The organism is Cellulomonas sp. CW35, assembly GCF_052378485.1.
Lineage (GTDB): Bacteria > Actinomycetota > Actinomycetes > Actinomycetales > Cellulomonadaceae > Cellulomonas > Cellulomonas uda.
In genome coordinates this window covers 1,265,095-1,291,914 of record NZ_CP199000.1, presented here as the reverse complement: position 1 = coordinate 1,291,914, position 26,820 = coordinate 1,265,095, and the positions used below count along the sequence as shown (strand labels likewise).

The 26,820-nt window shown below is 72.7% G+C and carries 22 protein-coding genes and 2 pseudogenes; 9 read left to right on the top strand and 15 right to left on the bottom strand.

Annotation, left to right across the window (positions count from 1 at the left end; genetic code table 11):
* Positions 1–93: 93 nt before the first annotated feature.
* The 5 genes from proB to ACT17Q_RS06045 form a co-directional block, all read right to left on the bottom strand.
* Complete coding sequence (gene proB / locus ACT17Q_RS06065) at positions 94–1,239, bottom strand: glutamate 5-kinase (RefSeq protein ID WP_444665112.1); 1,146 nt, start codon at positions 1,237–1,239, stop codon at positions 94–96.
* Positions 1,240–1,255: 16 nt separating this feature from the next.
* On the bottom strand, positions 1,256–2,773 hold the full coding sequence (gene obgE / locus ACT17Q_RS06060; RefSeq protein ID WP_444665111.1) for a GTPase ObgE: 1,518 nt from the start codon (positions 2,771–2,773) through the stop codon (positions 1,256–1,258).
* A 94-nt stretch (positions 2,774–2,867) separates the two neighbouring features.
* Positions 2,868–3,125 carry a 50S ribosomal protein L27 gene (rpmA, locus tag ACT17Q_RS06055; protein WP_094180429.1) on the bottom strand — a complete coding sequence of 86 codons (258 nt, stop codon included), beginning with the start codon at positions 3,123–3,125 and terminating at the stop codon, positions 2,868–2,870.
* A gap of 63 nt (positions 3,126–3,188) precedes the next feature.
* Positions 3,189–3,497: a 50S ribosomal protein L21 gene (rplU, locus tag ACT17Q_RS06050; RefSeq protein ID WP_174773827.1), complete on the bottom strand. Its 309-nt coding sequence runs from the start codon at positions 3,495–3,497 to the stop codon at positions 3,189–3,191.
* Positions 3,498–3,740: 243 nt separating this feature from the next.
* On the bottom strand, positions 3,741–7,166 hold the full coding sequence (locus ACT17Q_RS06045) for an Rne/Rng family ribonuclease (RefSeq protein ID WP_444665110.1): 3,426 nt from the start codon (positions 7,164–7,166) through the stop codon (positions 3,741–3,743).
* Between the two features lie 426 nt (positions 7,167–7,592).
* Between ACT17Q_RS06045 and ACT17Q_RS06040 the strand changes: the two genes are divergently transcribed.
* The 8 genes from ACT17Q_RS06040 (at position 7,593) to ACT17Q_RS06005 (ending at position 16,862) form a co-directional block, all read left to right on the top strand.
* A complete protein-coding gene (locus tag ACT17Q_RS06040; RefSeq protein WP_444665109.1) occupies positions 7,593–9,119 on the top strand; it encodes a cytochrome ubiquinol oxidase subunit I in 1,527 nt (508 codons plus the stop codon).
* Between the two features lie 22 nt (positions 9,120–9,141).
* Entirely contained in the window at positions 9,142–10,227 is a 1,086-nt protein-coding gene (gene cydB, locus ACT17Q_RS06035; protein WP_094180432.1) for a cytochrome d ubiquinol oxidase subunit II, read from the top strand.
* The gene (gene cydD / locus ACT17Q_RS06030; protein WP_444665108.1) at positions 10,224–11,900 is read left to right on the top strand and encodes a thiol reductant ABC exporter subunit CydD; all 1,677 of its coding nucleotides are present in this window, start codon (positions 10,224–10,226) and stop codon (positions 11,898–11,900) included. Before cydB ends, cydD begins: the two co-directional genes overlap by 4 nt.
* A complete protein-coding gene (gene cydC, locus ACT17Q_RS06025) occupies positions 11,897–13,705 on the top strand; it encodes a thiol reductant ABC exporter subunit CydC (RefSeq protein ID WP_444665107.1) in 1,809 nt (602 codons plus the stop codon). Before cydD ends, cydC begins: the two co-directional genes overlap by 4 nt.
* Positions 13,702–15,483, top strand: coding sequence for a GAF domain-containing sensor histidine kinase (locus ACT17Q_RS06020; RefSeq protein ID WP_094180434.1), 1,782 nt, complete (start codon positions 13,702–13,704; stop codon positions 15,481–15,483). The genes cydC and ACT17Q_RS06020 overlap by 4 nt, the downstream gene beginning before the upstream one ends.
* 44 nt (positions 15,484–15,527) lie before the next feature.
* A complete protein-coding gene (locus ACT17Q_RS06015; protein ID WP_094180435.1) occupies positions 15,528–15,917 on the top strand; it encodes a hypothetical protein in 390 nt (129 codons plus the stop codon).
* Between the two features lie 76 nt (positions 15,918–15,993).
* Positions 15,994–16,242, top strand: a complete 249-nt coding sequence (locus ACT17Q_RS06010; protein WP_444665106.1) for a transposase — start codon at positions 15,994–15,996, stop codon at positions 16,240–16,242.
* 2 nt (positions 16,243–16,244) lie between these two features.
* Entirely contained in the window at positions 16,245–16,862 is a 618-nt protein-coding gene (locus ACT17Q_RS06005) for an IS3 family transposase (RefSeq protein ID WP_444665105.1), read from the top strand.
* A gap of 22 nt (positions 16,863–16,884) precedes the next feature.
* Here ACT17Q_RS06005 and istB read toward each other — a convergent pair.
* Positions 16,885–17,543 (bottom strand): annotated as a pseudogene (gene istB / locus ACT17Q_RS06000) (IS21-like element helper ATPase IstB); the annotation flags it as partial.
* A pseudogene (gene istA, locus ACT17Q_RS05995) lies at positions 17,541–18,463 on the bottom strand (IS21 family transposase); the annotation flags it as partial. The pseudogenes istA and istB, both read right to left, overlap by 3 nt.
* A 491-nt stretch (positions 18,464–18,954) precedes the next feature.
* Between istA and ACT17Q_RS05990 the strand changes: the two are divergent.
* Positions 18,955–19,173: a hypothetical protein gene (locus ACT17Q_RS05990; RefSeq protein WP_094180439.1), complete on the top strand. Its 219-nt coding sequence runs from the start codon at positions 18,955–18,957 to the stop codon at positions 19,171–19,173.
* A gap of 41 nt (positions 19,174–19,214) precedes the next feature.
* Here ACT17Q_RS05990 and ACT17Q_RS05985 read toward each other — a convergent pair whose 3' ends face one another.
* From ACT17Q_RS05985 to ACT17Q_RS05950, 8 genes are all read right to left on the bottom strand, one after another.
* Positions 19,215–19,793: a recombinase family protein gene (locus tag ACT17Q_RS05985; protein WP_094180440.1), complete on the bottom strand. Its 579-nt coding sequence runs from the start codon at positions 19,791–19,793 to the stop codon at positions 19,215–19,217.
* Positions 19,790–20,617 (bottom strand): Fic/DOC family protein, encoded by an 828-nt coding sequence (locus ACT17Q_RS05980; RefSeq protein ID WP_444665104.1) that lies wholly within the window; start codon positions 20,615–20,617, stop codon positions 19,790–19,792. Before ACT17Q_RS05980 ends, ACT17Q_RS05985 begins: the two co-directional genes overlap by 4 nt.
* Positions 20,618–20,821: a hypothetical protein gene (locus ACT17Q_RS05975; RefSeq protein ID WP_243860739.1), complete on the bottom strand. Its 204-nt coding sequence runs from the start codon at positions 20,819–20,821 to the stop codon at positions 20,618–20,620.
* 422 nt (positions 20,822–21,243) lie between these two features.
* A complete protein-coding gene (locus ACT17Q_RS05970) occupies positions 21,244–21,744 on the bottom strand; it encodes a CueP family metal-binding protein (protein ID WP_444665103.1) in 501 nt (166 codons plus the stop codon).
* Positions 21,745–21,876: 132 nt separating this feature from the next.
* Complete coding sequence (locus ACT17Q_RS05965; protein ID WP_444665102.1) at positions 21,877–24,159, bottom strand: heavy metal translocating P-type ATPase; 2,283 nt, start codon at positions 24,157–24,159, stop codon at positions 21,877–21,879.
* Positions 24,160–24,290: 131 nt separating this feature from the next.
* Positions 24,291–24,932, bottom strand: a complete 642-nt coding sequence (locus tag ACT17Q_RS05960; protein WP_444665101.1) for a DUF305 domain-containing protein — start codon at positions 24,930–24,932, stop codon at positions 24,291–24,293.
* A 96-nt stretch (positions 24,933–25,028) separates the two neighbouring features.
* Entirely contained in the window at positions 25,029–25,430 is a 402-nt protein-coding gene (locus ACT17Q_RS05955) for a four-helix bundle copper-binding protein (protein ID WP_444665100.1), read from the bottom strand.
* A gap of 699 nt (positions 25,431–26,129) precedes the next feature.
* On the bottom strand, positions 26,130–26,756 hold the full coding sequence (locus ACT17Q_RS05950) for a DUF305 domain-containing protein (RefSeq protein WP_013115608.1): 627 nt from the start codon (positions 26,754–26,756) through the stop codon (positions 26,130–26,132).
* Positions 26,757–26,820: the final 64 nt, after the last annotated feature.

The window sequence follows — 26,820 nt, the reverse complement described above, 5'->3', positions numbered from 1 at the left end:
GTTGACGATTGTCGCACGTCCTGCTGAGCGGGCGGAGGCCCGCGCGCCCCGTGAGACCCCGTCCGCCGGGGTCCGGACGGGACACCTCCGGCCTCAGGAGGTCGGGCGGCGGCGCATGAGGACGAGGTCGTCGCGGTGCACGAGCTCGCGGTCGTAGCCCGCACCGAGCTCGCGGCGCAGGTCGCGGGTCGAGCGTCCCAGCAGGCTCGGCACCTCGTCCGCGCCGAACGCCACGAGCCCGCGTCCGACGACGCGACCGTCGGGTGCGACGAGCTCGACGGGGTCCCCCGCCTCGAAGTCGCCCTCGACGGCGGTGACGCCCGCGGGCAGCAGCGACGTGCGTCGCTCGACGACCGCCTTGACCGCACCCTCGTCGAGGACGAGGCGCCCACGGACGCGCGCGGCGTGCGCGAGCCACAGGAGGCGGATCGACGTGCGCCGTCCGGTCGCCGCGAACCACGTGCCGACGTCGTCGCCCGCGAGCGCCTGCGCGGCCTGCGCGGCCGAGGTCAGGACCACGGGGATGCCGGACGCGGTCGCGATCGCGACCGACTCGAGCTTCGTCACCATCCCGCCCGTGCCGACCGCCGACCCGCGCCGCGAGACGTCGATCCCCTCGAGGTCGCGCGGGGTGTCGACGCGCGAGATCCGCCGCGCGCCCGGCGCGGACGGCGCCGCGGTGTACAGGGCGTCCACGTCGGTCAGCAGCACGAGCGCGTCGGCGTGCACGAGGTGCGAGACGAGCGCCGCGAGGCGGTCGTTGTCACCGAACCGGATCTCGTCTGTCGCGACCGCGTCGTTCTCGTTGATGACGGGGACGACGCCCAGGTCCAGCAGCCGGGTGAGCGCGCGGTGCGCGTTGCGGTAGTGCACCCGCCGCACGGTGTCGTCGGCGGTGAGCAGCACCTGCCCGACGCGCAGCCCGAGGTCCGCGAACGCCTTGGTGTAGTGCGCCACCAGCAGCCCCTGCCCCACGGAGGCGGCCGCCTGCTGCGTCGCGAGGTCCCGCGGGCGGGCCGCGAGGCCGAGCGGGCCGATGGCCGCGGCGATGGCGCCCGACGAGACGAGCACGACCTGCCCGCCCTCGGCACGGCGCTTCGCGAGCACGTCGACGAGGGCGCGCAGCCGCGCCGGGTCGAGGCGCCCGTCCGGGCTCGTCAGGGACGACGACCCGACCTTGACGACGATCCGCGAGGCCGTGGCGATCTCGGCACGGTCGTGCAACGGGGCGGCGGTCACCTGGGCATTCTCCCGGTCAGTCGGCGTCCGGGTCGGTCCACACGCCGTGCTCGCGCTCGGAGCGCAGCTCGGCGCGGGCGGCGGCCTTGGCGTCCATCCGGTCCTTGAACTCGGCGCGCTTCTCGCCGCGCGTCGGACGGGAGTGGTCCTCGAGCCGCAGGTCCGTCCCGCGCGCACCGAGCAGCTCGGCGCCGGTGACGAGAGTGGGCTCCCAGTCGAACACGACGGAGTTCGTCTCGGGCCCGATGCGCACCTCGTCGCCCGCGACGGCGCCGGCGGCGAACAGCCGCTCCTCGACGCCGAGGCGCGCGAGGCGGTCCGCGAGGTACCCGACGGCCTCGTCGTTGTTGAAGTCCGTCTGACGCACCCAGCGCTCGGGCTTCTCGCCCCGCACCTGGAACCACACCTCACCGCCGGCCTCGCGCCGGGTGACCGTGAAGCCCGCCTCGTCGACGGCACGCGGTCGCAGCACGACGCGCGTCGCCTCGGGCGCGGGCGCCTCGCGACGCGCGGTCTCGACGATCTGCGCGAGGGCGAACGTGAGCGGACGCAGGCCCTCGTGGCTGGCCGTCGACACCTCGAACACCCCCAGGCCGCGCGCCTCGAGCTCGGGACGGACCAGCTCGGCGAGCTCGCGCGCCTCCGGCACGTCGATCTTGTTGAGCACGACGACGTGCGGACGCTGGGTGAGCGGCACGCCGCCACCCTCGATCTCCAGGTCCCCCGCGTACGCCGCGAGCTCGGCCTCGATGACGTCGAGGTCGCTCAGCGGGTCGCGGCCGGGCTCCAGCGTGGCGCAGTCGAGCACGTGCACGAGCACGGCGCACCGCTCGACGTGCCGCAGGAACTCCAGCCCGAGCCCACGCCCCTCGGACGCGCCCGGGATCAACCCCGGCACGTCCGCGACGGTGTAGCGCGCGTCGCCCGCCTGCACCACGCCGAGGTTCGGCACGAGGGTGGTGAACGGGTAGTCCGCGATCTTCGGGCGTGCCGCGGAGATCGCGGCGACGAGGCTCGACTTGCCCGCCGACGGGTACCCGACGAGCGCGACGTCGGCGATCGTCTTGAGCTCGAGCACGACGTCCGCGCTCTCGCCGGGCTCGCCGAGCAGCGCGAAGCCGGGTGCCTTGCGGCGCGGCGACGCGAGCGCCGCGTTGCCGAGCCCGCCACGCCCGCCGGACGCGACGACGTACTCCGCGCCGACCCCCACGAGGTCGGCGACCACGTCGCCGTCCGGGGTCTTGACCACCGTGCCGTCCGGGACGCCGAGGACGAGGTCCTCCCCCGTCGCACCCGACCGGTGGTCACCCATGCCCTGCGTGCCGGACGAGGCCCGCCGGTGCGGCAGGTGGTGGAACTCGAGCAGCGTGGTGACCTGCGGGTCGACCCGCAGGATCACCGAGCCGCCGTTGCCGCCGTTCCCGCCGTCAGGGCCGGCGAGCGGCTTGAACTTCTCACGGTGGATGGAGGCGCAGCCGTGCCCGCCGTCACCACCGGTCGCGTGCAGCACCACGCGGTCGACGAACGTCGCCACGGCGGACCTCCTGGGATAGCGGGACTTCGATGGTCGAACGACGAAGGGGCGCACCGAGACGGTGCGCCCCTTCGTGACGAGTCGTGGAGAGGACTCAGGCCTCGGCAGCCACGATGTCGACGACCTTGCGGCCGCGGCGCGTGCCGAACTGCACCGCACCGGCGGCCAGCGCGAACAGCGTGTCGTCGCCACCGCGACCCACGTTGTTGCCGGGGTGGAAGTGGGTGCCGCGCTGGCGGACGATGATCTCGCCGGCCTTGACGACCTGGCCACCGAAGCGCTTCACGCCCAGGCGCTGGGCGTTCGAGTCGCGACCGTTGCGCGAGGAGCTCGCGCCCTTCTTGTGTGCCATGACGAACCTGCTCTCGGGTTGCTCAGAACTGTCGCTGCAGCCGCGGCGTGCCGCGGCGCGAGATCACTTGATGCCGGTGACCTTCAGGCGCGTGAGGGCCTGACGGTGGCCCTGGCGCTTGCGGTAGCCGGTCTTGTTCTTGTACTTGAGGATGTCGATCTTCGGGCCCTTCTCGTCCCGGACGACCTCCGCCGTGACCTTGACCTTCGCGAGCGCGCCCGCGTCGGTGGTCACCTTCTCGCCGTCGACGAGCAGGAGTGCCGGCAGCTCGACCGTCGAACCCGCCTCGGCGGCGAGACGGTCGACGACGACGACGTCGCCGACGGCGACCTTCTCCTGGCGGCCGCCGGCCTTCACGATCGCGTACACCACGTTGCTGCTCATCTCTGCTCGTCGAACTGCTCGGTCCAGGGTGTCAGGTGCCGGCCTGCGCCCGCGCGCGTCCCGCAGCGTCCGGGAGGCCCGGTCCGGTGGGGAGTCGCGTCCGCGTCGACCTCGTCGGTCGATCGGCGGCACACATGACCAGCGCGCACACGGCGCACCGTCGATCTAGGTTACGGACCCTGCGCCGCAGGGTCAAACCACGCGGCGCACGTCACACGCGCCGCGCGGTGGTCAACGCGTCGCATCGTCGTCCGGCGCCTCGTCGGCGTCGAACGTCACGAAGACCGACGGGTCGACGGGGGTCAGCTCCAGGTGCTCCGCGGGGGCCGGCTCCTTGCGCAGCGAGGACAGCTCGGCGAGCACGTCGAGCTCGGGGCCGGCGCCCTTCTCGACGTCGGCCGGCGTCTCGACGACGACCGTCGTCGCGACCTCGTGCACCGCGGCGTCGGGCTCGACAGGCTCGGACGCGACGGGCCCGGACGCGACGGGCTCAGGCGCGGCTGCCTCGGGTGCGACCGACTGAGGAGCGTCCGGCTGAGGAGCGTCCGGCTGAGGAGCGTCCGGCTGAGGTGCGACCTGCTCGGGTGCGACCTCGTCGTGGTGCTCGTGGTCGTGCTCGTGCGCGTGCGCGGCGGCGGCCGCGATGGTCGCGAGCGTCGCCTTCACGGCCGAGCGCTCCTGCGGGAGCACGGGTACGCCCGTGTGCGCCGCGGCAGGGGCCGCCTCCTTGGTCCCGCCGCGCTTGCGCCGCGCGCGCTTGGGCTCGTCGGCCGCGGCCGGCGCGGGCGCCCCCGCGTCGGGACGCAGGTTCTTCTCGACGGGCTGGTCGTGCACGATGAAGCCGCGCCCGTGGCAGTGCTCGCACGTCTCGGAGAACGCCTCGACGAGGCCCTGGCCGACGCGCTTGCGGGTCATCTGCACGAGGCCCAGCGACGTCACCTCGGCCACCTGGTGCTTGGTGCGGTCCCGGCCCAGGCACTCCACGAGCCGGCGCAGCACCAGGTCGCGGTTCGACTCGAGCACCATGTCGATGAAGTCGATGACGATGATGCCGCCGATGTCGCGCAGCCTCAGCTGACGGACGATCTCCTCGGCCGCCTCGAGGTTGTTGCGCGTGACGGTCTCCTCGAGCGTGCCGCCCGAGCCGGTGAACTTCCCGGTGTTGACGTCGACGACCGTCATCGCCTCGGTGCGGTCGATCACGAGCGAGCCGCCCGACGGCAGCCAGACCTTGCGGTCCATGCCCTTGGTGAGCTGCTCGTCGATGCGGTGCGCCGCGAACACGTCCCCCGTCCCGGTGTACTTCGACACCTTCTGGGCGAGGTCCGGCGCGAGCTCGTCGATGTACGACGAGATGGTCGACCAGGCGTCGCCGCCCTGGACGACGAGCGAGGAGAAGTCGTCGTTGAAGATGTCGCGGACCACGCGGATCGCCATGTCCGGCTCGCCCTGCAGGAGCGCGGGCGCGGACGCGGTCTTCGACTTCTTCTCGATCGCCTCCCACTGCGCCTGCAGGCGCGCGATGTCGGCGCGCAGCTCGTCCTCGCTGGCGCCCTCGGCGGCGGTACGCACGATCACGCCCGCGGAGTCGGGGACGACCTCGCGCAGGATCTTCTTGAGACGGTTGCGCTCGGTGTCGGGCAGCTTGCGGCTGATGCCGGTCATGCCACCACCGGGCACGTACACCAGGTACCGGCCCGCGAGCGTGACCTGCGAGGTCAGCCGCGCGCCCTTGTGGCCGATCGGGTCCTTGGTGACCTGCACCAGCACCGAGTCGCCGGACTTCAGCGCCTGCTCGATCCGGCGCGGCTGGCCCTCGAGCCCGGCCGCGTCCCAATTCACCTCGCCCGCGTACAGCACCGCGTTGCGGCCCTTGCCGACGTCGACGAACGCCGCCTCCATGCTCGGCAGCACGTTCTGCACGCGGCCCAGGTACACGTTGCCGACCATCGAGGCCTGCGCCTGGTTCGAGACGTAGTGCTCGACGAGCACGCCGTCCTCGAGCACTGCGATCTGCGTGCGACCGTCCTTCTCCCGCACGATCATCGACCGCTCGACCGACTCACGGCGCGCGAGGAACTCGGCCTCGGTGATGATCTGGCGGCGGCGGCCCGCGTCGCGGCCCTCGCGGCGGCGCTGACGCTTGGCCTCCAGGCGGGTCGAGCCGCGCAGCGCGGTGACCTCGTCACCGCGGCGACGCGGCTCCGCAGCGCTCTCGCCCTCGCCCGAGCGCGAACCGCGCCGACGACGGCGCCGACGACGGCTCGAGCCGCCGTCGCCCTGCTCGTCGTCGCCCTCGTCGCTCTCGGGCTCGTCGTCGCCCGACGCGGCGTCACCAGGCGTCTCGGTGCCCTCGTCGTCACGCTCGGCCGAGTCGGTCCGGCGGCGGCCACGGCCACCGCGACGACGACGACGGCGCTGGGCCGCCGACCCCTCCGCGCCGTCGTCCTCGGCCTCGTCGGTGCTGCTGCCCGAGTTGTTGCCCGAGTCGGTGTCCGGGGTCGCGTCCGCCAGCTCCCGGATGGCGGAGTCGGCCGTGAGGTCGCCGCCGCCGCCCGCCAGGTCGTCGCCGGGAACCGTCTCGGCGACGGTCTCGTCGACCGCAGCCTTGTCCTGCGTGTCGTCGGTGCGCGCACCACGGCCCCGACGGCCGCGACGACGGCTCGGACGCTCGCCGCCCTGCGCCTCGCCGCCGGCCTCGACCGGCGCGCCCTCGGTGGGTCCGGCGGCGTCGGCCTTCTCCCCGGGGACGTCCTCGGCGGTGTGGCGGGCGGCCTGCGAGATCTCCTCGGGCGAGCCCGTGCTGGACGTCGCCCGGCGACGGCGCGGGCGCGACGTCGTGAGGTCCGGTGCCTGGAACAGCAGTGCCGTGGTCGCCAGTCGCGGCGCCAGGGGTGCGGCGGCCTCGCTCGCAGGCTCGGTCGCGGCCTGGTCGGCGGGCGCGGGGGCCACGTCCTGCGCCACCGCGGCGTCCTCGTCCTCCTCCTCGACGACCTCGGGCGCCTCCTCGACCACGGGCTCCGGGGCCGTGGTGGCGCGGCGCGCGCGACGACGGGCCGGCTTCTCGGGGGCGTTCTCGGGGGTCTTCTCGGTGGCCTGAGGGGCGGACGCGTCGTCCGCGGTGGGCGTCAGCTCGTCGGCGCCCTCGAGCGTCTCGGCAGCGAGCGCCTCGGGAGCGAGCGCCTCGGGAGCGAGCGCCTCGGACGCGGGCGTCGCGACCGGACGCGTCGCCGCACGCCGGCGACGCGCGGGCCGGGCGGGTGCGTCGGCGTCGGCAGGCTGCGTGACCGGCGACTCAGCGTCCGGCGACGGAGCGTCGGACGACACGGTGTCCGACGACTCGGGCGCCGCGTCGGTGGCGGGCGCCTCGGCGGCCTTCGCGCCGACCTTCGTCGCGCGGGGCGCGCGGGTGCGGCGCGCCTTGGCCGGCTTCTCCGCCGCGGGCATCTCGGCCGCGGTGACCTCGGGCGCGGCGATCTCGACGCGCGGGGCCTCGGCGGGAGCCGTCTCCCCCGCGGCGGCCTCGGCCGCCACCGCCTCGGGCGGGGCCGCGGGGCGCGATGCGCGACGACGACGCGGGCGCGTGGTCGTCGGCTCACCCCCGTCCACGCTCGGTGCTGCTGCTGCGTCGAGCTCGGGGGTGTTCTGGTCGGTCACGCGAAGCGCTCCTGGGTACCGCGAACCACCCTCCACACGTGTGGCGGTCCTCGGTCGGTCGGTCGTCGCCCGCGCGGCGCGTGGCGGCGGAAGTCGGTGGTCGCGGCCGCACACCGGGCCGGCGCGCACCATCGCCTGCCTCGTCCGTCCGGGCCGGGTGGCCTCTCGACGGTGCAGCGGCGGCTGGCGCGCGCAGCGCACTGGGTGCGAGCTCACGGGTCCGCCTCGCGGTGTGGGCGCTCGTCGGACCGCGGTCAGTATCGCACAGCACGGCCGCCGGGGCGCGTCCCGGCGCCCCGGCGGTTCACGACACGACGTCAGGTCCCGGGACCTTGGTCCCGGGACCGTCGACAGCGCCGTCCTAGCGTTTCGCCCAGGTGGGTTCACGCCCGATCCCACGCCGCCCGCACGCCTTCCGGAGAACACGTGGACGCCCTCGACCTGGCCCGCTGGCAGTTCGGCATCACGACCGTCTACCACTTCATCTTCGTGCCGCTGACGATCGGCCTGTCGCCGCTCGTCGCGATCATGCAGACGATCTGGTACCGCACGGGCAACGAGCGCTGGCTGCGACTGACCAAGTTCTTCGGCAAGCTCCTGCTGATCAACTTCGCGATCGGCGTCGCCACCGGCATCGTGCAGGAGTTCCAGTTCGGCATGGCGTGGAGCGAGTACTCGCGCTTCGTCGGGGACGTGTTCGGGGCGCCGCTCGCCATGGAGGCGCTCGCCGCGTTCTTCGTCGAGTCGACGTTCCTCGGGCTGTGGATCTTCGGCTGGGACAAGCTGCCCAAGAAGATCCACCTCGCGTGCATCTGGGCGGTCGCGATCGCGACGAACCTGTCGGCGTACTTCATCCTCGCGGCCAACTCGTGGATGCAGCACCCCGTGGGCATCACGTACAACTTCGAGACCGGTCGCGCCGAGATGAACGACATCGGCGCGGTGCTCACGAACCCGACGGTGCTCGCCGCGTTCCCGCACACGATCACCGCCGCGCTCCTGACCGCGGGCACGTTCGTCGCCGGCATCGCCGCCTGGTGGATGGTGAAGAAGGTCCGCTCGGGCGACGCCGCCACGGCGCGTGACGTGTACCGACCGGCCGTGATCCTCGGTCTCGTCGCGATGCTCGTCGGCGGCGCGGGCGTCGCGATCTCGGGCGACTCGCAGGCCAAGCTGATGTTCGACCAGCAGCCGGCGAAGATGGCCGCCGCCGAGGGCCTGTGCGAGTCGGCGGACGGCGCGTCGTTCTCGATCCTCGCGATCGGCGACCTCACCAACGACTGCGCGGGCGTCAAGCACCTCATCGAGATCCCGGGCCTGACCTCGTTCCTCGCGACCGGCGACTTCGACTCCCGGGTCCGTGGCGTCGACGAGCTGCAGGACTACTACGCGCAGTGGATCCGCGACTGGGAGGAGGCCAACGGCGTCGCCCCCACGTTCGACGACGACACGCGCTTCTACCCGAACCTCGCGATCACCTACTGGTCGTTCCGCCTCATGATCGGCTTCGGCGTCGGTTCGGCGGCCCTGTCGCTCGCCGCTCTGTGGCTGCTGCGCAAGAAGGGCGCGGTCACGGACAAGCCGTGGTTCGGCACGCTGGGCATCGCCGCGATCGCCACGCCGTTCCTGGCCTCGTCGTTCGGCTGGATCTTCACCGAGATGGGCCGGCAGCCGTGGGTGGTCGCCCCGAACCCGAACTCCTCGGGCGTCGACGGCGTGTGGCTGCTGACCGCGCGGGGCGTCTCGGTCGTCACGAGCCCCACGACGATCTGGATCTCGCTGATCGGCTTCACGCTCCTGTACGGCGTGCTCGCCGTGGTCTGGTACCGCCTCATGCACCGCTACGCGGTCGAGGGCGTCGCCGCCAGCGAGAAGGACCCGAGCCCCGAGGCGCGCGCCGCCGCCGGGGGCGACGGCTCCGACGACGACTCGACCCTGTCCTTCGCCTACTGAGCCGCGAGACGGAGACATCACCATGGAGCTCACGACCGTCTGGTTCGTCCTCATCGCGGTCCTGTGGACCGGCTACCTCGTGCTCGAGGGGTTCGACTTCGGTGTCGGCATGCTGCTCGGCCTCCTGCCCAAGAAGGGCGACAAGGAGCGCGAGCGACGCGTCATGATCAACACGATCGGCCCGGTGTGGGACGGCAACGAGGTATGGCTGCTCACCGCGGGCGGAGCGACGTTCGCGGCGTTCCCCGAGTGGTACGCGACGCTGTTCAGCGGGTTCTACCTGCCGCTGTTCCTCATCCTCGTCGCGCTCATCGTGCGCGTCGTGGCGTTCGAGTGGCGCGGCAAGATCGACGACGACCGCTGGCGTGCCTGGGCCGACCGCGCGCTGATCTTCGGCTCGTGGCTGCCGTCCGTCCTGTGGGGTGTGGCGTTCGCGAACATCGTGCGCGGGGTGGAGCTCGACGCCGACCACCAGTACGTGGGCGGGTTCTTCGCGCTGCTCAACCCGTTCGCGCTGCTCGGCGGCGTGGTGACCGCCCTGATCTTCCTGACGCACGGCGCCGTGTTCCTGGCGCTGAAGTCCGACGGCGACATCCGCACGCGGGCCGGCGCCTTCGCCGCGCGCTCGTCGGTCGCGACGCTCGTCGCGGCGGGCGTGTGGGCCGTGTGGCTGCAGCTGTCCTACTCCGACGAGGGCTGGACGTGGGCCGCGGTCGCCGTCGCCGCCGTCGCGCTCGTCCTCCTGGTGCTCGCGACCCGCGCGCGCCGCGAGGGCCGGGCGTTCGTCGCGTCCGCCGTCGCGATCGTCGCCGCCGTGGTGCTGATCTTCGGCTCGCTCTTCCCGGACGTCATGCCCGCGTTCGACCCGGCGAACTCGCTCACGGTCGAGAACGCGTCGTCGACGAGCTACACGCTCACGGTGATGACGTGGGTCGCGGTGATCCTCACCCCGCTCGTCCTGCTCTACCAGGGCTGGACGTACTGGGTGTTCCGCAAGCGTCTGACGACCGAGCACCTCCCCGCGCCCGCGGGCCTGCGCTTCGAGCGTCCGGTCGAGGCGCACGCCGGTCCGACGGACTCCGCGGGATCGGGCACGATCGAGGGGTGAGACCGCTCGACCCGCGCCTGCTGCGCCACGCCCGCGCAGCGCGGTGGTACGTCGCCCTGACCGTCGCGCTCGGTTTCGTGACCGCCGCCCTGGTCGTCGCGCAGGCACTCCTGCTGGCACACGCGCTCGGGCGGGCCGTGTCCGACGGCGTGGACCTCGGGGCGGGCGCGTGGGACGCGCTCGCCCCGCTCGTCGGCTGGCTCGTGCTCGTCGTCGCCCTGCGCGTGCTCGTCACCGTGGTGCAGGAGCGGTACGCGCACCGGGCCGCGGCGCGCGCGGTGGCCGAGCTGCGCGAGCGCGTCGTCGCGCACGCCACCGCGCTGGGACCGCGACGGCTCGGCGACGGCCGCGCACCCGAGGTCGTCGCTCTCGCGACGCGCGGGCTCGACGACCTCGAGCCGTACTTCGTGCGCTACCTGCCGCAGCTCGTGCTCGCGGCGACGGTCACACCCGCGACGCTGCTCGTGGTGCTCGGGCTGGAGTGGGTGTCCGCGGCGATCCTCGCCGCCGTGCTCCCCCTCGTCCCGCTGTTCATGTGGCTCGTGGGCGTGCTGACGCAGGGCCGCTCGCAGCGGGGCCTCGCGGCCATGCAGCGGCTCTCGGCGCAGGTCCTCGACCTCGTCGCGGGGCTGTCGACGCTGCGGGCGCTCGGGCGCGAGCGCGGCCCAGGCGCGCGCGTCCAGGCGCTCGGCGACGCGCACCGGCGGGCGACGATGGGCACGCTGCGGATCGCGTTCCTGTCGGGCATGGTGCTCGAGCTGCTGGCGACGTTGTCGGTCGCGCTCGTCGCGGTCGGCGTCGGGCTGCGGCTCGTGCACGGCCACCTCGACCTGGTGACCGGCCTCGCGGTGCTCGTCCTCGCGCCCGAGGTGCTCGCCCCGCTGCGGGCCGTGGGTGCGCAGTTCCACGCCTCGACCGACGGCGTCGCCGCCGCCGAGGCCGCGTTCGCGCTGCTCGAGGAGCCGCTGCCCGTCGCCGCGGCCGCCACCGGGCCGGCACCCGACCTGAGCCGCACCGTCGTGCGGCTCGAGCACGTCACCGTGCGCACGGCCCGCGGCGCCACGCCCGACGACCTGAGCGTCGTGCTGACCCCCGGCCGGGTGACCGCACTCGCCGGGCCGCCCGGGTCGGGCAAGTCCACCGCCGTCGAGGTGCTGCTCGGCCTCCTGCCGCCCGACGAGGGCCGCGTGGTGCTCGGCGAGGACGCGGTCGTCGTCGCCGCCGACGCCCCGGGCACGGTCGACCTCGCCGACTTCCGGCGGCAGGTCTCGTGGCTGCCCCAGCGTCCCGTGCTGGAGCCCGGCACGCTCGCACAGGTCGTGGGCGGCGACGACGAGCAGCGCGCCGCCGCCGCGGCCGTGACGGGGCTCGACGTCGTGGTCGACGAGCTCCCCGAGGGCTGGGCGACCCGCGTCGGCCGGGGCGGGCACGGCCTGTCCGTCGGTCAGGCGCAGCGTGCGGCGCTCACGCGCGCGCTCGTCGTGGCGGCACCGCTCGTCGTGCTCGACGAGCCCACCGCGCACCTCGACGACGCGAGCGAGCGCGTGGTGCTCCGCACCGTCGCGGCGCTGCGCGACGCCGGACGCACCGTGCTGCTCGTCGCGCACCGGCCCGCGCTCCTCGCGTGCGCGGACGACCTCGTGGTGCTCGCGGGCGAGCGGGTGACGCCGTGACGGCGACCCGCCCCACAGCCCCGCGCGTGGTGGAGCTGCGCGACTCCCCCGCGCGCGGCACGCTGCGCCGGGCCGTCGCGCTGCTCGAGGTCGACCGCCGACGGTTCGCGTTCGCGGTCCTGCTCGGCACGCTCGCGCTCGGCTGCGCGGTCGCGCTCGCCGCCGTCTCCGCGTGGCTCATCGCCCGCGCCTCCCAGATGCCGCCCGTGCTGACCTTGTCGGTCGCGACGGTCGGTGTGCGTGCGTTCGGCGTCGGGCGCGGCGTGCTGCGGTACGTGGAGCGGCTCGTCTCGCACGACCTGGCGCTGTCCGGCATGAGCCGGCTGCGGACCTCGCTCTACGAACGGCTCGCGTCCGGGCAGCCGGGCGCGGTGCTCGCCGTGCGACGCGGCGACCTGCTCGCCCGGGTCGGGGCGGACGTCGACGACGTCGGCGACCTCGTCGTGCGCGGCCTCCTGCCCGCCGCGGTCGCGGCGACCCTCGGCGTCGCGACCACCGCGGCCATGACGATGATCTGGCCGCCCGCCGGCCTCGCGCTCGGCGCCTGCCTGGTGCTCGCGGGGGTGGTCGCACCGTGGCTCGCCGACCGCGGCGCCCGCACGTCGGAACGGCTCGGCGCCCGGGCCCGCGCCGACGTCACCGCCGAGGCCCTCGCGCTGCTCGACGACGCCGGGCCGCTCACCGTCGCGGGTCGTGTCCCGCAGCGCCTCGCCGCGCTGCGTGAGGCCGACGCCCGCGCGCGTGCCGCGGTGGACGCGGGTGCCGGACCCTCCGCCCTGGCGGCCGGGCTCGGCCAGCTCGCCACGGGGCTGGCGGTGCTCGCGGCCCTCGTCACCGGCATCCCGGCGGTCGGTGACGGCGGGCTCGCCCCGGTGCTCCTCGCGGTCGTCGTGCTGACCCCGCTCGCCGCGTTCGAGGCGACGTCGGTCCTCCCCCAGGCCGCGGTCCAGGTGCACCGTTCGCGCGCGGCGGCCGCGCGTATCCTCGCTCTGCTCGACGCGGCCGGCACCGCACCGGACGGCACCGCGTCGGCCGATACCGCACCGGCCGGCACCGCGCAGGCCGCCGGCACGCGCGCGACGCGTCTGGCCGCACGCGACCTCGTCGTCGGCTGGCCGGGCGGACCCGACCTGCTGTCCCTGGACCTCGACCTGCGCGTCGGGCGCCTCGTCGCCGTCGTCGGTCCCTCCGGGACGGGCAAGACGACGCTCCTGCTCACGCTCGCCGGCCTGCTCGCACCGCACGCCGGCGACGTGGACGTGGACGGTTCGACCTCCGGCGTCGCCACGGCGCCGGTGCCGGGCCGCTCGACGTCCCTCACCGCCGAGGACGCCCACGTGTTCGGCACGACGCTGCTGGAGAACCTGCGCGTCGCGCGCGGCGACGTGACACCCGACGAGGCGAGCGCGGCGCTGGCCGCCGTCGGGCTCGGACCCTGGCTCGCGGACCTCCCGGACGGCCTCGCCACACCGCTCGGGCCGGACGGTCGCACCCTGTCCGGCGGCGAGCGCCGCCGCCTGCTGCTCGCGCGCGCGCTGCTGACCGGCACGCCGTTCCTCCTGCTCGACGAGCCGACGGAGCACCTCGACGGTGCGGGTGCCGACGACGTGCTGCACGTCCTGCGCGCGCAGCACGACCGGGGCGTGCTCGTCGTGACGCACCGCCTGACCGGGCTGGAGGTCGCGGACGAGGTGATCCGCATCGCGGACGGCCGGGTCGCGGCGCGCGGTACGCATGCGCACCTGCTCGCGCACGACGACGGCTACCGTGAGGCCGTGCAGCACGAGCTCCAGGACCAGCGATGAGCGACGACAACCCGGGCCCGGCCCACCGCCGCGGCGGCCGCGGCGAGGACGGTCTGGTCCCGGTCGCCGGACAGCCGTTCACCGGCGGCGTCATGTCCGACTCGCAGGCTCCGCCCGTCCCGCTCACCGGCGACGCGCTCACCGACCTGCTCGACGCGATCCTCGCGGTCGCCTCCGAGCTCGAGCTGCCCGCCGTCCTCAACCGGTTCGTGCAGGTCAGCGCGGAGCTCACGGGAGCCCGGTACGGCGCGATCAACGTGCTCGACGACAACGGCGCCTCCACCACGTTCGTCTACACGGGCGTGCCCACCGCGATCGCCCGGATGATGCGGCACGCCCCGCACGCGCGCGGCGTCCTCGGCCAGATCCCGGTCCTCGGCGCGCTGCGCCTCGACGACCTCACCGACCACCCCGCGTTCCAGGGCTGGCCCGCCAACCACCCGCCGATGGGCTCCTTCCTCGGCGCGTCCGTCCGGCTGGGTGACCACGTGTTCGGCCAGCTGTACCTGTCCGAGAAGCCGGGCGGGTTCACGGAGTCCGACGAGCAGACCGTGATCGCGCTTGCCGCCGCGACCGGCGTCGCGGTCGCGAACGCCCAGCTCTACGCCGAGTCCGGCCGCCGCGAGCACTGGCTGCGCGCGGGCCAGGAGATCACGACGATGCTGCTCGAGGGCATCGACGAGGAGGACGCGCTCGCGCACATCGCCGCCACGGCGCGCGCCGTCGCCGGGGCGGACACGGCCGCACTCGCGCTGCCCGGCGTGGGTGGCCGGCTCATGATCGAGCTCGCCGACGGGCACGACGCCGACCGCCTGGTCGGCGTGCAGATGCCCGAGCACGGGCGTGCCTGGACCGTCATGACCGAGGGTCGGGGTCTGCTGACGCCCTCGCTGTCCGCGTCACGCAACGTCAAGGTCGAGCAGATGCGCGCGTTCGGCCCCGCGATGTTCGCGCCGCTGCAGACCTCGGGCCGCGGGGTCGGGGTGCTGATCCTGCTGCGGCGCGTCGGGTCGCTGCCGTTCGAGGAGAGCGACCTCGCCACCGCCGAGTCGTTCGCCTCCCAGGCGGCCCTCGCGTTCGTCCTCGCCGAGGCCCGGCACGCGCAGGACATCGCCGCGCTGCTCGACGAGCGTGAGCGCATCGCGCGTGACCTGCACGACATGGCGATCCAGCAGCTCTTCGCGACCGGTATGCAGCTCGAGACCGTGCGCCGCCGCGCCGCCCGCGGCGTCGACCCGTCGGAGCTCACCTCGATCGTCGAGGAGGCGCTCGACAACGTCGACTCCTCCGTGCGCGAGATCCGCAAGATCGTCCACGCCCTGCGCGACCCCGACGCCGCCACCGGCCTCGTCGAACGTCTGCGCCGCGAGGCATCCCTCGCCCGCACCGGCCTCGGCTTCGCCCCCTCGCTCGTCGTCCAACTCGACGGCGCACCCCTGTCCGACGACGGGCTCGACGAGGACCGCCTCGACGAGCGCGTCGGCACGGAGCTGACCGACGACGTCGTCGCGGTCGTGCGTGAGGGGCTCGCCAACGCCGCGCGGCACGCGCACGCGTCGTCCGTGTCCGTCCGCGTGGACGTGTCGGGTCAGGGGCCGCTCGGCTCGGTGCGGGTCGACGTCGAGGACGACGGCCTGGGCCTGCCCACGACGCGCAGCCGCCGCTCCGGCACCGGCAACCTCGCCTCCCGCGCCCGCCAGCACGGCGGCACGTTCACCCTCGGCACCGCACCCGGCGGCCGCGGCACCCTCCTGAGCTGGCAGGCCCCCCTCGGCTGACCCGCACCTGGAGATCCCGGCGTGAGGTCCGCGTCGAGGCGGGCATGGCGAACGCGAGGTTCTGCTGCCTGATCGGCGTGCCCGAGCGGGTCGTGGCGGGCTGGCAGGACCGCGCCCGGGCGGTTGCCCGGTCAAGGGCGCTCGACCGTGAGCAGGTCACCGGTACCGATCTGGCGATGCGCTGCGCGTACGACGACGCGGGCAACGTCATCAGCGCGAAGGACCAGCCCACCGCGAAGATCGGCAAGGCGGCCCTGCCCTGGGACAACCAGTGCTTCCAGTACGACGAGCTGCGCCGCCTGATCCAGGCGTGGACCGCGAAGTCGGCCACCTCGTGCGCCGCGCCGAGCACCGCCTCCGAGGTGGGTGGAGCTGCGCCTTATTGGCACCCGTACACCTTGAACCGTCACGGCTTCTCGGCCGCTTCCTTGTGATGAAGGATGGCGAGATGCCTAAGAAGTACGACCCCGAGGTCAAGGCTCGGGCGGTGCGGATGGTGCGTGAGCACCTGTGGACTACGGGTCGGTGACGGCGGCGTCGGTCGCGGTCGGTGCCCAGCTGGGGATCGCGCGGGAGTCGCTGCGTCGCTGGGTCGCGCAGGCCGACATCGACGACGGCGCCCGGCCCGGTGTCAGCACGGCGGAGTCCGAGGAGATCCGCCGGCTCAAGGCGGAGAACAAGCGGCTGGCGGAGGCGAACGCGATCCTGCGCGCGGCTTCCATTTTCTTCGCGGGAGAGCTCGACTCCCGAAACCGCTGATCATGGGGTTCATCGACTCCATGAGGGGCAAGGGCTTCGCGGTCGAGACGATCTGCGCCGTCCTGCGTGAGCAGGGCGTGCAGGTCGCCGCGAGGACGTACCGGTCCTGGTCCAGGCTGTCGCCGGCAGCGCGGACGGTGTCGGACGCGGTCGTGGTCGACGCGATCCGCTCGTCACGGATCGACGAGCACGTCCGACCGACCCCGGAGTCGCTCTACGGGCGACGCAAGACGACCGCGCTGCTGCGTCGCCGCGGCCTGGCAGTGGCGCACTGCACGGTCGACCGGCTGATGCGTGAGCACGGCTGGAACGGGTTGCGCCGCGGCCGGATGCACCGCACCACGATCCCCGCCAAGGACGGGGCCCGGGCCGGTGACCTGCTCAACCGGGACTTTCGTGCGGGCGCACCGAACCGGGTCTGGGTGGCCGACTTCACCTACGTGCGCACCTGGGCCGGGTTCGTCTACGTGTCGTTCGTCGTGGACGTGTTCGCCCAGAAGATCGTGGGCTGGCACGCGATGTCGTCCCGGCCGACCGATCTCGTCATGGTCCCGCTGCGGATGGCCTGTTGGTGTCAACGACGGACTGGAACTGACCCCGTAGCGACGGATTGGGATTGACCCCCCGGGGGGTCGGTTCGTGCTACTTGTCGCGGTCCTTGGCGAGCAGTTCGCGGCGGGCCCGGGTGCGGTAGGACTCGCCCGCGAGGGTGAGGACCTCGGCGTGGTGGACGAGTCGGTCGATCATCGCGGCGGCGACGACCTCGTCGCCGAAGACCTCGCCCCAGCGCCCGAAGGGCAGGTTGCTGGTGACGAGGATGGAGCCGGTCTCGTAGCGGGACGCGACGAGCTGGAAGAACAGGTTCGCGGCGTCGGTGTCGAACGGGATGTAGCCGACCTCGTCGATGATGATCAGCTTGTAGCGGCGGATCTTCTTCAGTTCGGCCTCCAGCGCGCTGGCGTGGTGGGGCGGGCGAGGCGGTCGATCCAGTTCGTCGCGGTGTCGAACAGCACGCTGTTGCCGGACTGCGCGGCCTTGATGCCCAGCCCGATCGCGAGGTGGGTCTTGCCGAGTCCGGGCGGGCCGAGCAGGATCACGTTCTCCGCCTTGGGCACGAACGTCGCGGTGGCCAGGTGCGCGAGCACGTCCTTGCGCAGCGAGGGCAGGTGCTCGAGGTTGAAGTCCTCCAACGTCTTGATCGCCGGGAAGTGCGCGGTGCGGATCCGCATCGTCGTGCCGGCCGACTCCCGGTCGGCGACCTGGCGTTCCAGGACCGCGGCCAGGTACTCCTCGTGCGACCAGTCCCGCCCGAGCCGGACCCGGTGCGTGAGCCCGATCGACGGTGCGACCGGCGGCAGGGCGACCATCGCCGCCCGGTCGGCCGCCCAGCGGTCCGTGGGCGTCACCGACCCGATCGAACGCAGCACCCGCGTGTTCGCGCGCGTCGCCAGCCAGCCGCTGATCTGCTCGGTGAAGTCCACCGGCGAGGTGAACGTGCGCCCGGGCAGGAACGAGGTCTCGAAGAACCCGTTGCGACGCTCGACCAGGCCCTTGAACTCCGGATCTCGCGACGGAGCGAGCTTGAGCCGGACCCCGATCGTCCCCGCGAAACTGGTCGCCTCGACGTGGGCCGCCCGGTCCCGCCGATCGCGGCCTCCCGGTCCCAGACCAGCGTCCGAGGACAGGCGTCCCACCCCGCGACGATCTGCCACATCCCGGCCAGGATGTCCCCGGCCTTGCGCGAGGCGATCATCACCGCGCCCGTGACGCGTGAGTACCCGCACGTCATCGCCAGCACCGGCAGCACCCGCTCCTGCCCGCCGCCCACGGGGATCGGCTGCGGCGGGAACCACCGGTCGCACTGGGCGACCTCGCCGGGGTCGTACTCGACCCGGTCGGCCGGGTCGGGCGGCACGAACAACGGCCGCAGCTCACGGACCCGGTCCTTCAGGACCGTCAGCGACCGCGTCCACCCGATCCGCTCCGCGATCACCGTCGCAGGCATCCGCGGGAACTCCGCCAGCAACGCCCGGATCTGCGGCTCGACCGCGTCGACGGCCGAACCCCGCGGACCGCGCTCGCGCGAGGGCGGCGCCTCGGCCCGTAACGCTGCTCGGACCGTGTTGCGCGCCAGCCCGAGCCGACGCGCGATCTCCTTGATCGGGACCCCTTCGGCCCGATGCAGCCGACGGATCTCAGCCCAACCTTCCAGTGCAATCACCCCTCCAGAGTCCCGGAGGGGGTCAGTCCCGATCCGTCGTCAGGGGGTCAGTCTCAGCGCGTCGTCGACAACACCGCTCCGCGGCTCCGGCCGCCCACAGGTGGACAGCGGGACCCCGGCTGACCGCCCGCACACCGGCCGCACCGTCACCGTCCGTAGACCGGCTCGCGACGAGCGCGTGCGGCCCGTGCACGGCCTGGGTGGGCGCGAGGCACCCCGCTCCCCCGCAGCCTTGATCCGCACGAGAGCCCCCCATCAAGAGCGCTGCGCGTCACTCCGTGATGCGTCTACGCCGCACCCTTGACGGGGGGCTCTCGTGCGTTGGCTGGCCGCTATCGGGGGACGGGGGAAGTGCCGGGGCCGGCCTCAGACCGACGTCGCCTCGTCGGCCTTGGCCAGCGCCCGCGACACGCTGGACGCACCGACGCCGAGCACCCGTGCGATGTGCGCGATGCTCTGCCGGTGGACAAGGACCAGAGGAGGCCTCCGGCGTGACGATCTACACGACCAACGAGTGGCAGGGGCACGGCAAGCAGAACTACTACTGGAACGAGTACCGGCTGGAAGGCAACAGCGTCGTCAAGTACAAGTGCCACCGACAGAAGTTCTTCGATGGCGACGAGAGCACCTGGCATCACGATGAGGAAGTCGTGGAGTCGTGGGACCTCGACGATTCGAGCATGCCCGACTGGCTGCGCCAGTACCTCTGAGGGGATCATCCGGGCGACCGTGTTGATCCGGCGCTGTCCGGTCAGACGGTCGTCGTCTCCTCGGCCTTCGCCAGTGCGCGCGAGACGCTGGACGCGCCCACGCCGAGCACGCGGGCGATGTGCGCGATGCTCTGACCCTGCTCGTGCATCCGCGCCGCGGCCGCGGTGCGCTCGGGGGTCATCACCGACGGCCGGCCGCCGACCCGGCCCTGCGCGCGGGCGTGCGCCAGGCCGCGGCGGGTGTTGTCGCGGATGGTGTCGACGCGCAGCTGCGCGAACACCGCCACGATCCCGAACAGGGCGCGGCCCATCGGGGTCGTGGTGTCGATGTCCGGCTCCGTCAACGACTTGATGTTGACGCCGCGCTCGTGCAACTCGTTGATGGTCTCGATGGCCATCTTCTCGCTGCCGGCGATCCGATCGAGCCGGCGCACGAGCAAGGTGTCCCCGGCGCGCAGGTAGTCCAGGCACGCGAGCCACTGCGGGCGGTCCCTCACCCGGCTGGACTCGCCCTGGTCGACGAACACCCGCACCGCGCCGGCGGCGCGCAGCTCGGCCTCCTGCGCGGCCGGGTCCTGGTCGTGACGTGACACGCGCGCGTAGCCGACGACGTTGCTCATCGGCCCTCCCCTCGTCCCGTGGTGTAGCCCTGCCCCGGCAGACCCAGACCGGTGCGACGGGGCCGCTCCGTGGTGCTCTGCGCGGCCGTGCTGGGTCCCGGGGTAGCCGGTCGCGGGTAGCTCGCGCTGAGCAGCGAGCGCACTTGTGCGGCGGCGTCGACGGCGGGTGCTGGCGCTGCCGGGCGCTCGACCGCGATGTGTCGGAACACCGGTACGAGCGAGTCCGGCACCGGGTCGTAGGCGAGCAGGTCCGGGCGGGTGAACTCCGAGGCCTGGTTCCACTCGAGAGGTGACACGCGGTCGAAGTCGAGGGCGAACCTCGATCGCGCAGCGACGTGCTCCATTAACACCTTCGACGTGCGCCCGTTGCCCTCCCGGAACGGATGAGCCTGGTTCAGATAGGCGAACACGGTCGCTGTCCGCTCCCCGAACTGCTCGCGGTCCAGCCGCTCCCATGCGGTGCTCTCGACCAGCCGGTGCACGTCGCTGAGGTACCGGTCGATCTCGCCGGTCTTGACGTCTCCGAATCCACGTCCGGAGCCCTTGGCCATGTTCACGCCGCGGAACTGTCCGGCCCACTCGTAGACGTCCTGGAACAGGTGCTGGTGAATCGCTCGCACGTGGTCGGCGTCGAACGTGTGCGACACGAGGTCCGGCCGGGCAAGGAGCTGCCGCTGACGCGCACCCGTCATGCGGTACTCGTAACTGCTCAGCGCCTCCGCGCTGCGCCACTCACGCAGGTTGCGCATGACACCCTGGCCGGTCCGCGGGTCATAGGTCTCGGGGTAGAAGTAGGACTCCCAGGAGTCGAACCGGGTAGCCACCTACAGAGCAGCACGCTCGCGCGAGATGGCACGCTCGGCCTTCGCGACCGACCGCCGCTGGTACTCCTCGAACGTGATCGCACCGCGCGCCTCGTCGATCAGGTCCGCGACGTCCTCACGGTTGGGCTCCCAGCCCTCGTGCCACGCACTGGCGAGCGACTGCACGACCGCGCGGCGCTGCGCGCTGTCGAGCTGCGCAAACAACTCAGGCCAGCGCTCCTCAACGTCGAACTTTGTAGCCACGGCGCGGGTCCCCTCTCCTGGGCAGTGCACCAGTCTACCGGACCAACCAAAAACGGTCCACAGGCGGTTTCGGTGCGGCTCGGTTTCGGTGGTGAGTTTCGGTGCGCCGGCTCCCGTTCGGCGGTGTGACTTCCAGCGGAAGATGGCGGGCTTCTGCCGAGGCTAAGTGGCGGTGCCCGGCCGGGAGTTCCGTCCGGGAGCTGGGGTGATTCTTCGACAGCGCGGGGTCATGACCGCACCGCAGCGGTGCACTGTCGCCCGCGACTCGGACCTGTGGTTGCTGCGGCCAACCTCGGCCCAATGCCGCGGAGCTGAGCAACACCCCCGGCTTCTGTGCGTCGACGGCGACCGGAGGCCGAGCCCGCTCGGAGCGGCCGTGTCGATCAGGTGAGTTGGAGGGTGGTCACACAGGTCGGGCTGCCCTCGGTCGTGCTGAACGGAACGTTGCCGCTCAGGTCGCCCTGAGTGATCTCGATCGTTCCCTCGACGTCTTCAGGGAGCCAGTAGCCGACGAACCCGTTGGAGTAGGTCGTGGCGCTCTCCTCGACGAGGACAACACCGTCGGCGTCGGTGATCGTGACCTCCACCGGTTCGTCGACCAACTCGCCCTGGCAGGTCGCGAGGCTGTGGAAGTAGCACTCGTGCGTCGTCTCGATGTACGGCGCGATCGAGACGTAGAACTCGCCCTCGTCGAGGGGCACGGCGACCTCGGCGGTCCCGTCGCCGACGAGGACCTCGTCCTCGCGCACGGAGGCCGTAAAGTTCAGCGGCCGGCTGTCCGTCGAGGTGTCGAGTCGCGTGACGATCTCCTGACCGGTCAGGCCGTCGAGCCCGAGGTCGGCGAGGACGTCGTCATCCGAGGTGGCGGAGCAGCCGGCGAGCACAGCGGTGGCAGCAACGACGACGGCGGCGAGGCGGAGTCGAGAACGCATGTGAAGATCCTCGCTCACCGTCGTGCGCGGCTCCGCCGACCGAAGGCCCGTCGGCGATGAAGATTCGATGAAGGGGTCGTCTGCTCAGGCAGCTGGCACCGCTGTCCGCGGTCCGACGCGCTGGGCCCCGTGTGCTGCGGCTGTCGAGGCCTGTGGGCTCAGGTCAAGACGCCGCAGGAGCTGGGCGTTCGCGGCCACGACGACCGTGGACAGGGACATGAGGATCGCGCCGATCTCCATCGGCAGGACGAACCCCACCGGCGCGAGGACTCCGGCGGCGAGGGGCACGGCGGCGATGTTGTAGCCGGCGGCCCACCACAGGTTCTGCTTCATCTTCCGGTAGCCCTCACGGGAGAGCTGGATGACGGACAGGACAGACCGGGGGTCGTCGGAGGCGAGGATGACCCCGGCCGAGGCGATGGCCACGTCCGTGCCGGCACCGATGGCGACGCCGACGTCGGCCTGCGCGAGGGCGGGCGCGTCGTTGACGCCGTCACCCACCATCGCCACGGTCCGCCCCTCACCCTGCAGGGAGGCCACCGTGCTGCTCTTGTCCTCCGGGCGGACGCCCGCGAAGACCTGATCGATGCCGAGTTCCGTCCCCACGGCCTTGGCCACCGGCTCGGCGTCACCGGTGATCATCACTACGCGGATGCCGAGGGCGTGAAGGGCGTCGGTCGCCTCGCGGGACTCCTGACGTACCTCGTCGGCGAGCCCTAGCGCTCCGGCCACGCGGCCGTCGACCACGACGTGCAGGACGATCTGTCCGCGGTCGGACCAGGGCTGGGTCACCGGCAGAGGATCGAGCCCCTGCTCGGCCAGGAGGTTCGGGCCGCCGACGGCGACCCAGCGTCCGTCCACGGTGACGGAGACTCCGACAGCCGTCGAGGCCTGGAAGTCCTCGGCGCGCGGCACCGTGAGCCCTCGATGGTCTGCTGCGGCGGTGATCGCACGTGCCAGCGGGTGCTCGCTGTCGGCTTCCGCGGCGGCGGCCAGCGCGAGGAGCTCGTCGTCACCGATCCCGGTCGTCGCGACATCGTGCACGGCGGGCTCGCCCTTGGTGAGCGTCCCGGTCTTGTCGAACAGGACGGTGTCGACCACGCGCATCCGCTCGAGTGCGGCACGGTCCTTGACCAGCACGCCACCCCGGGCAGCGCGTTCGGTGGAGATCGACACCACCAGCGGGATGGCGAGCCCGAGGGCGTGCGGGCAGGCGATGACGAGCACCGTGATGGCGCGGATGATCGCGAAGTCCGGTGTCCCGACGGCGCTCCAGATCGCGACCGTGATGACGGCGGCGATCAGGGCGAACCAGAACAGCCACCCGGCGGCGCGGTCGGCCAGCAGCTGCGCACGCGTCGTGGACGACTGCGCCTGGGCGACCAGTCGTCGGATCCCGGCCAGCACGGTCGAGTCACCGACGGCGTCGACCCTCACGCGCAGGGCGCTGTCGGTCGAGACGGTTCCCGCGACGACCTGGTCGCCGACGGTCCGGAACACCGGCCGCGACTCGCCCGTGATCATCGACTCGTCGACGTCGGCAGCGCCCTCGACGACCTGCCCGTCGGCCGGCACCCGGCCGCCCGGGCGGACGATGACGACGTCCCCCAGGGCGAGCGAGGACGGAGCGACCGTGACGACGGAGTCGCCGTCGACCTTCTCCGCCTCGTCCGGCAGCAGCGCCGCCAGGGAGTCCAGAGCGGAGGAGGTCTGCGCCAGGGACCGCATCTCCAGCCAGTGGCCGAGCAGCATGATCACGACCAGCAGGGCCAGCTCCCACCAGAAGTCCAGCTCGTGCGAGAGCACCCCGAGGGTCGCGCCCCAGGAGGCGACGAACGCCACGGTGATCGCCATCCCGATGAGCAGCATCATCCCCGGCTTGCGGGCCCGGAACTCAGCGACCGCTCCGGTGAGGAACGGCCGTCCGCCCCACAGGTAGATCACGGTGCCGAGGGCCGGCGCGACCCAGGTGAGCCCCGGGACGTCGGGGAGGGCATAGCCGAGCAGGTCGGCGAACATCCCGCTGAGCAGGACCGTCGGCACGGCGAGCGCGAGGTTGATCCAGAACAGGCGCCGGAACAGGGCGACGTGGTCACCGTGACCACCGCCGTGTGCCCCGTGCCCGCCGTGGCCACCCTCGGCGCCCATCTGCTCGCCATGGTGGCTCGCGGAGGGCCGGTGCTCGGCGTCGTGCCCATCCACATGCGCGGGCATGTGGTGGCCCTCGTGCTCCATCTGGCCGGCGTCGTGCCCACCGTGGCGGTCGTGAGCCAGCGGATCAGTGTCCTCGACGGACAGCTCGTGCCGCTGGCTCGCGCTGCTGCGTCGTTCGCCGTGCACGTCGTGGCCCTGGTGCGCGTTGCTCATGGCTCTTCTCCTCGACCCGTGCTCCACCGTCATCTGCGTAAAAATACCCCCAGGGGGTATGTGAGCGGCCAACGGCGTGCTCATGGCCGGTATTCCCGGCTCGGGGGCACCTCGACGCCGAGCGGGTCAGGTCAGGGGGTCGGGCACGAGCGCAGCGCGGTGCCCTCGAAGTCCGGTACGGGGCGCGCGTCGGCCTCGGCCGCCGTTGCTGCGATGCCCTTGCGCTCGATGTCCTCGATGAGCCAGTCCATCTCGGCGATCTCCCGCTGCTGAGCCTCGATGATCTCGACGGCGAGCTCGCACACCCGGACGTCGTCGATCTGGGCCCGCTCGGAGCGGGTGATAGCCAGGGAGTGGTGCGGGATCATCGCGCGCATGAATGCGGTGTCGCCGACCGTGACCTGGCTGCGGTCGAGGGCGACGCCGCCGGCAAGGAGCAGCACGCTGACGGCGACCACGGCGATGTTCGCCTTCGCGTTCTTGTACATGTTCAGCATCCAGGCGAGCATGATCAGCCCCATCGTGCCGCCCATGGTGACCGCCATGAAGACCCGGCTCTGGCTGAACCGGACGTGATCCAGCTCCCACGAGCCGACGAACATCACCCAGTACATGACCACCATGGCCGTGAGGATCATGGCGGCGAACCGCAGGTACATGCCCTTCATCTGATGGCCCTGCCCACCGCCGTGCCGCTCACCCCCGTGATGGGCGCCGTCACCGTCGTGCTCGTCGTTCATCGACTCGCCATCGTGCTCACGCTGCACGGACATCGCTGCGTCTCCTCGTCTCGCTCCTACCTGCCTGGGTGTCGGACGGACTCACGGGGTGCTGCGGGCGGGATGCCCGCCGGCACCGCGTGGACGGGCTCAGCGGATGGCCGCGAGGAGCTCGGCGCAGGCGGCCTCGCAGTCCCGGCACGCCGCGGCGCAGATGCGGCAGTGCTCGTGCATGCCCGCGTGCTGCTCGCACTCGTCGCCGCAGGCCCGGCACGCGGCGATGCAGGCCTCGAGGTGAGCCCGGGTGATGTTGGCGTCATAGCCGGTGTGGCGGGACAGGATCCGCGCCGTGGCCGCGCAGCTGTCGGCGCAGTCGAGGTTGGACCGGATGCACTTGCGCAGGTCGGCGACCATCTCCTCACTCAGACACGCGTCCGCGCACGCGGTACACGCCTGCGAGCAGGCGACCAGGGACTCGATGACGCGAGCCAGCAGCTGGCGGTCGAGGTTGATGGTCGCGGGGTAGGTGTCGAGCATCTGCGTGGTCTTCACGACGGCCTCCTGATTTACGGATCGTGCGGCACATCGATCGCTCGTGCGCCGCGGGGACCCTTTCGACGCTATGCACAGGGCCGCGTGTTCGCGCGGTGAGAGGGACGGCGCCGCCATGAAGGTTCGATGAGGGTCTCTCCGGCGGACGGCCGCGCAAGGGCGAACGCGCGTCAGGCCGTGAATCCGACGGCTACGCCGCAGGGCCGGCGGGCACGGGGTCAGAGCGCTGGATGACGTTGCCGACGAGTCGGTCGGGCAGTCGCGCGACGCCCGGACCGCCGCACCGGAGCCAGCGCGCGAGCTCGCCGGTGACTTCATCCCCGGCGAGGCGTTCGAACCACACCGGTCGTGCGCCGGTGCGGCGGCATGCACCGGACGGACGAGCGACCACGACGTCGCCGCGATCGCACGCGTCGAGGCAGTCGACGGTCGTCAGGCGAGCCACGCCGGAGTCGGCCAGGTGCCTCAGGCGCTGCAGCTGGCCACCCGGGGCGGTGTCAGCTTCGCCCAGGGTCTCTCCGGCACACAGACTGCACGCGGTGAGGCCGGGCAGGTTCTTCCTTGTCAAACGGGGAGTTCGGCACCGGGCGACGGTACGTCCGCACCTAGCGCTTCGCCGCAGCGCCGGTGGCAGACGCACGCGACAGGAGGCCACCTTTTCGTGCGGGGTGGTCTCCTGCCGGTCGTGCTGCGGGCTGCTCAGAGGGACCGCAGCAGGTTCTCCATCTCGGTGATCTCTATGTTCTGGTCGTCCCTGATCGTCCGGGCGAGTGCCAGGGCGTCGGGGTCTGCGCCCTCGCCGATCTGGGCCTGGGCCATCTCGACGGCGCCGCGGTGGTGGGCGACCATGAGCTCGAGGAACCTCCGGTCGAACGCGACCCCTTCAAACTCGGCCAGGGTGGACATCGCCTCCTCCTGGTCCATGCCGTCCATCTCCATCCCGCCGTGGTCCATGCCGCCGTGCTCAGCCTCAGCGGGGAGCTCCTCGTCCCAGGTCTCCAGCCAGCCGGACATGAGCTCGATCTCCGGGCCCTGCGCTGCGGCGATTCGCTCGGCCAGTGCGCGCACCTCGTCGGTGGAGGCCCGCTCGACCGCGAGCTCAGCCATCTCAAGCGCTCCCTGGTGGTGGACGATCATCATCTGCGCGAACTCCACGTCGGCGGCGTTGTGCTCAGTCGCCGCCTCGGCGTCCTCGCTGCTCGAGGACTCCTGCGCCGCGGGGGGTTCGGGCGTCGGTTCGTCGCCGGTGGAGCAGGCGGTCAGGGTGGCCGCCAGGGCGAGTGCTGCTGTCGTCGCGGCGAGGCGCCGGCGCGTGGTGCTCGTCAAGGGGTGGTTCCTTCCCAGGATCGGTGTTGGGGATCAGGCCGAGGTGCTGGTCGTGCAGCAGGTG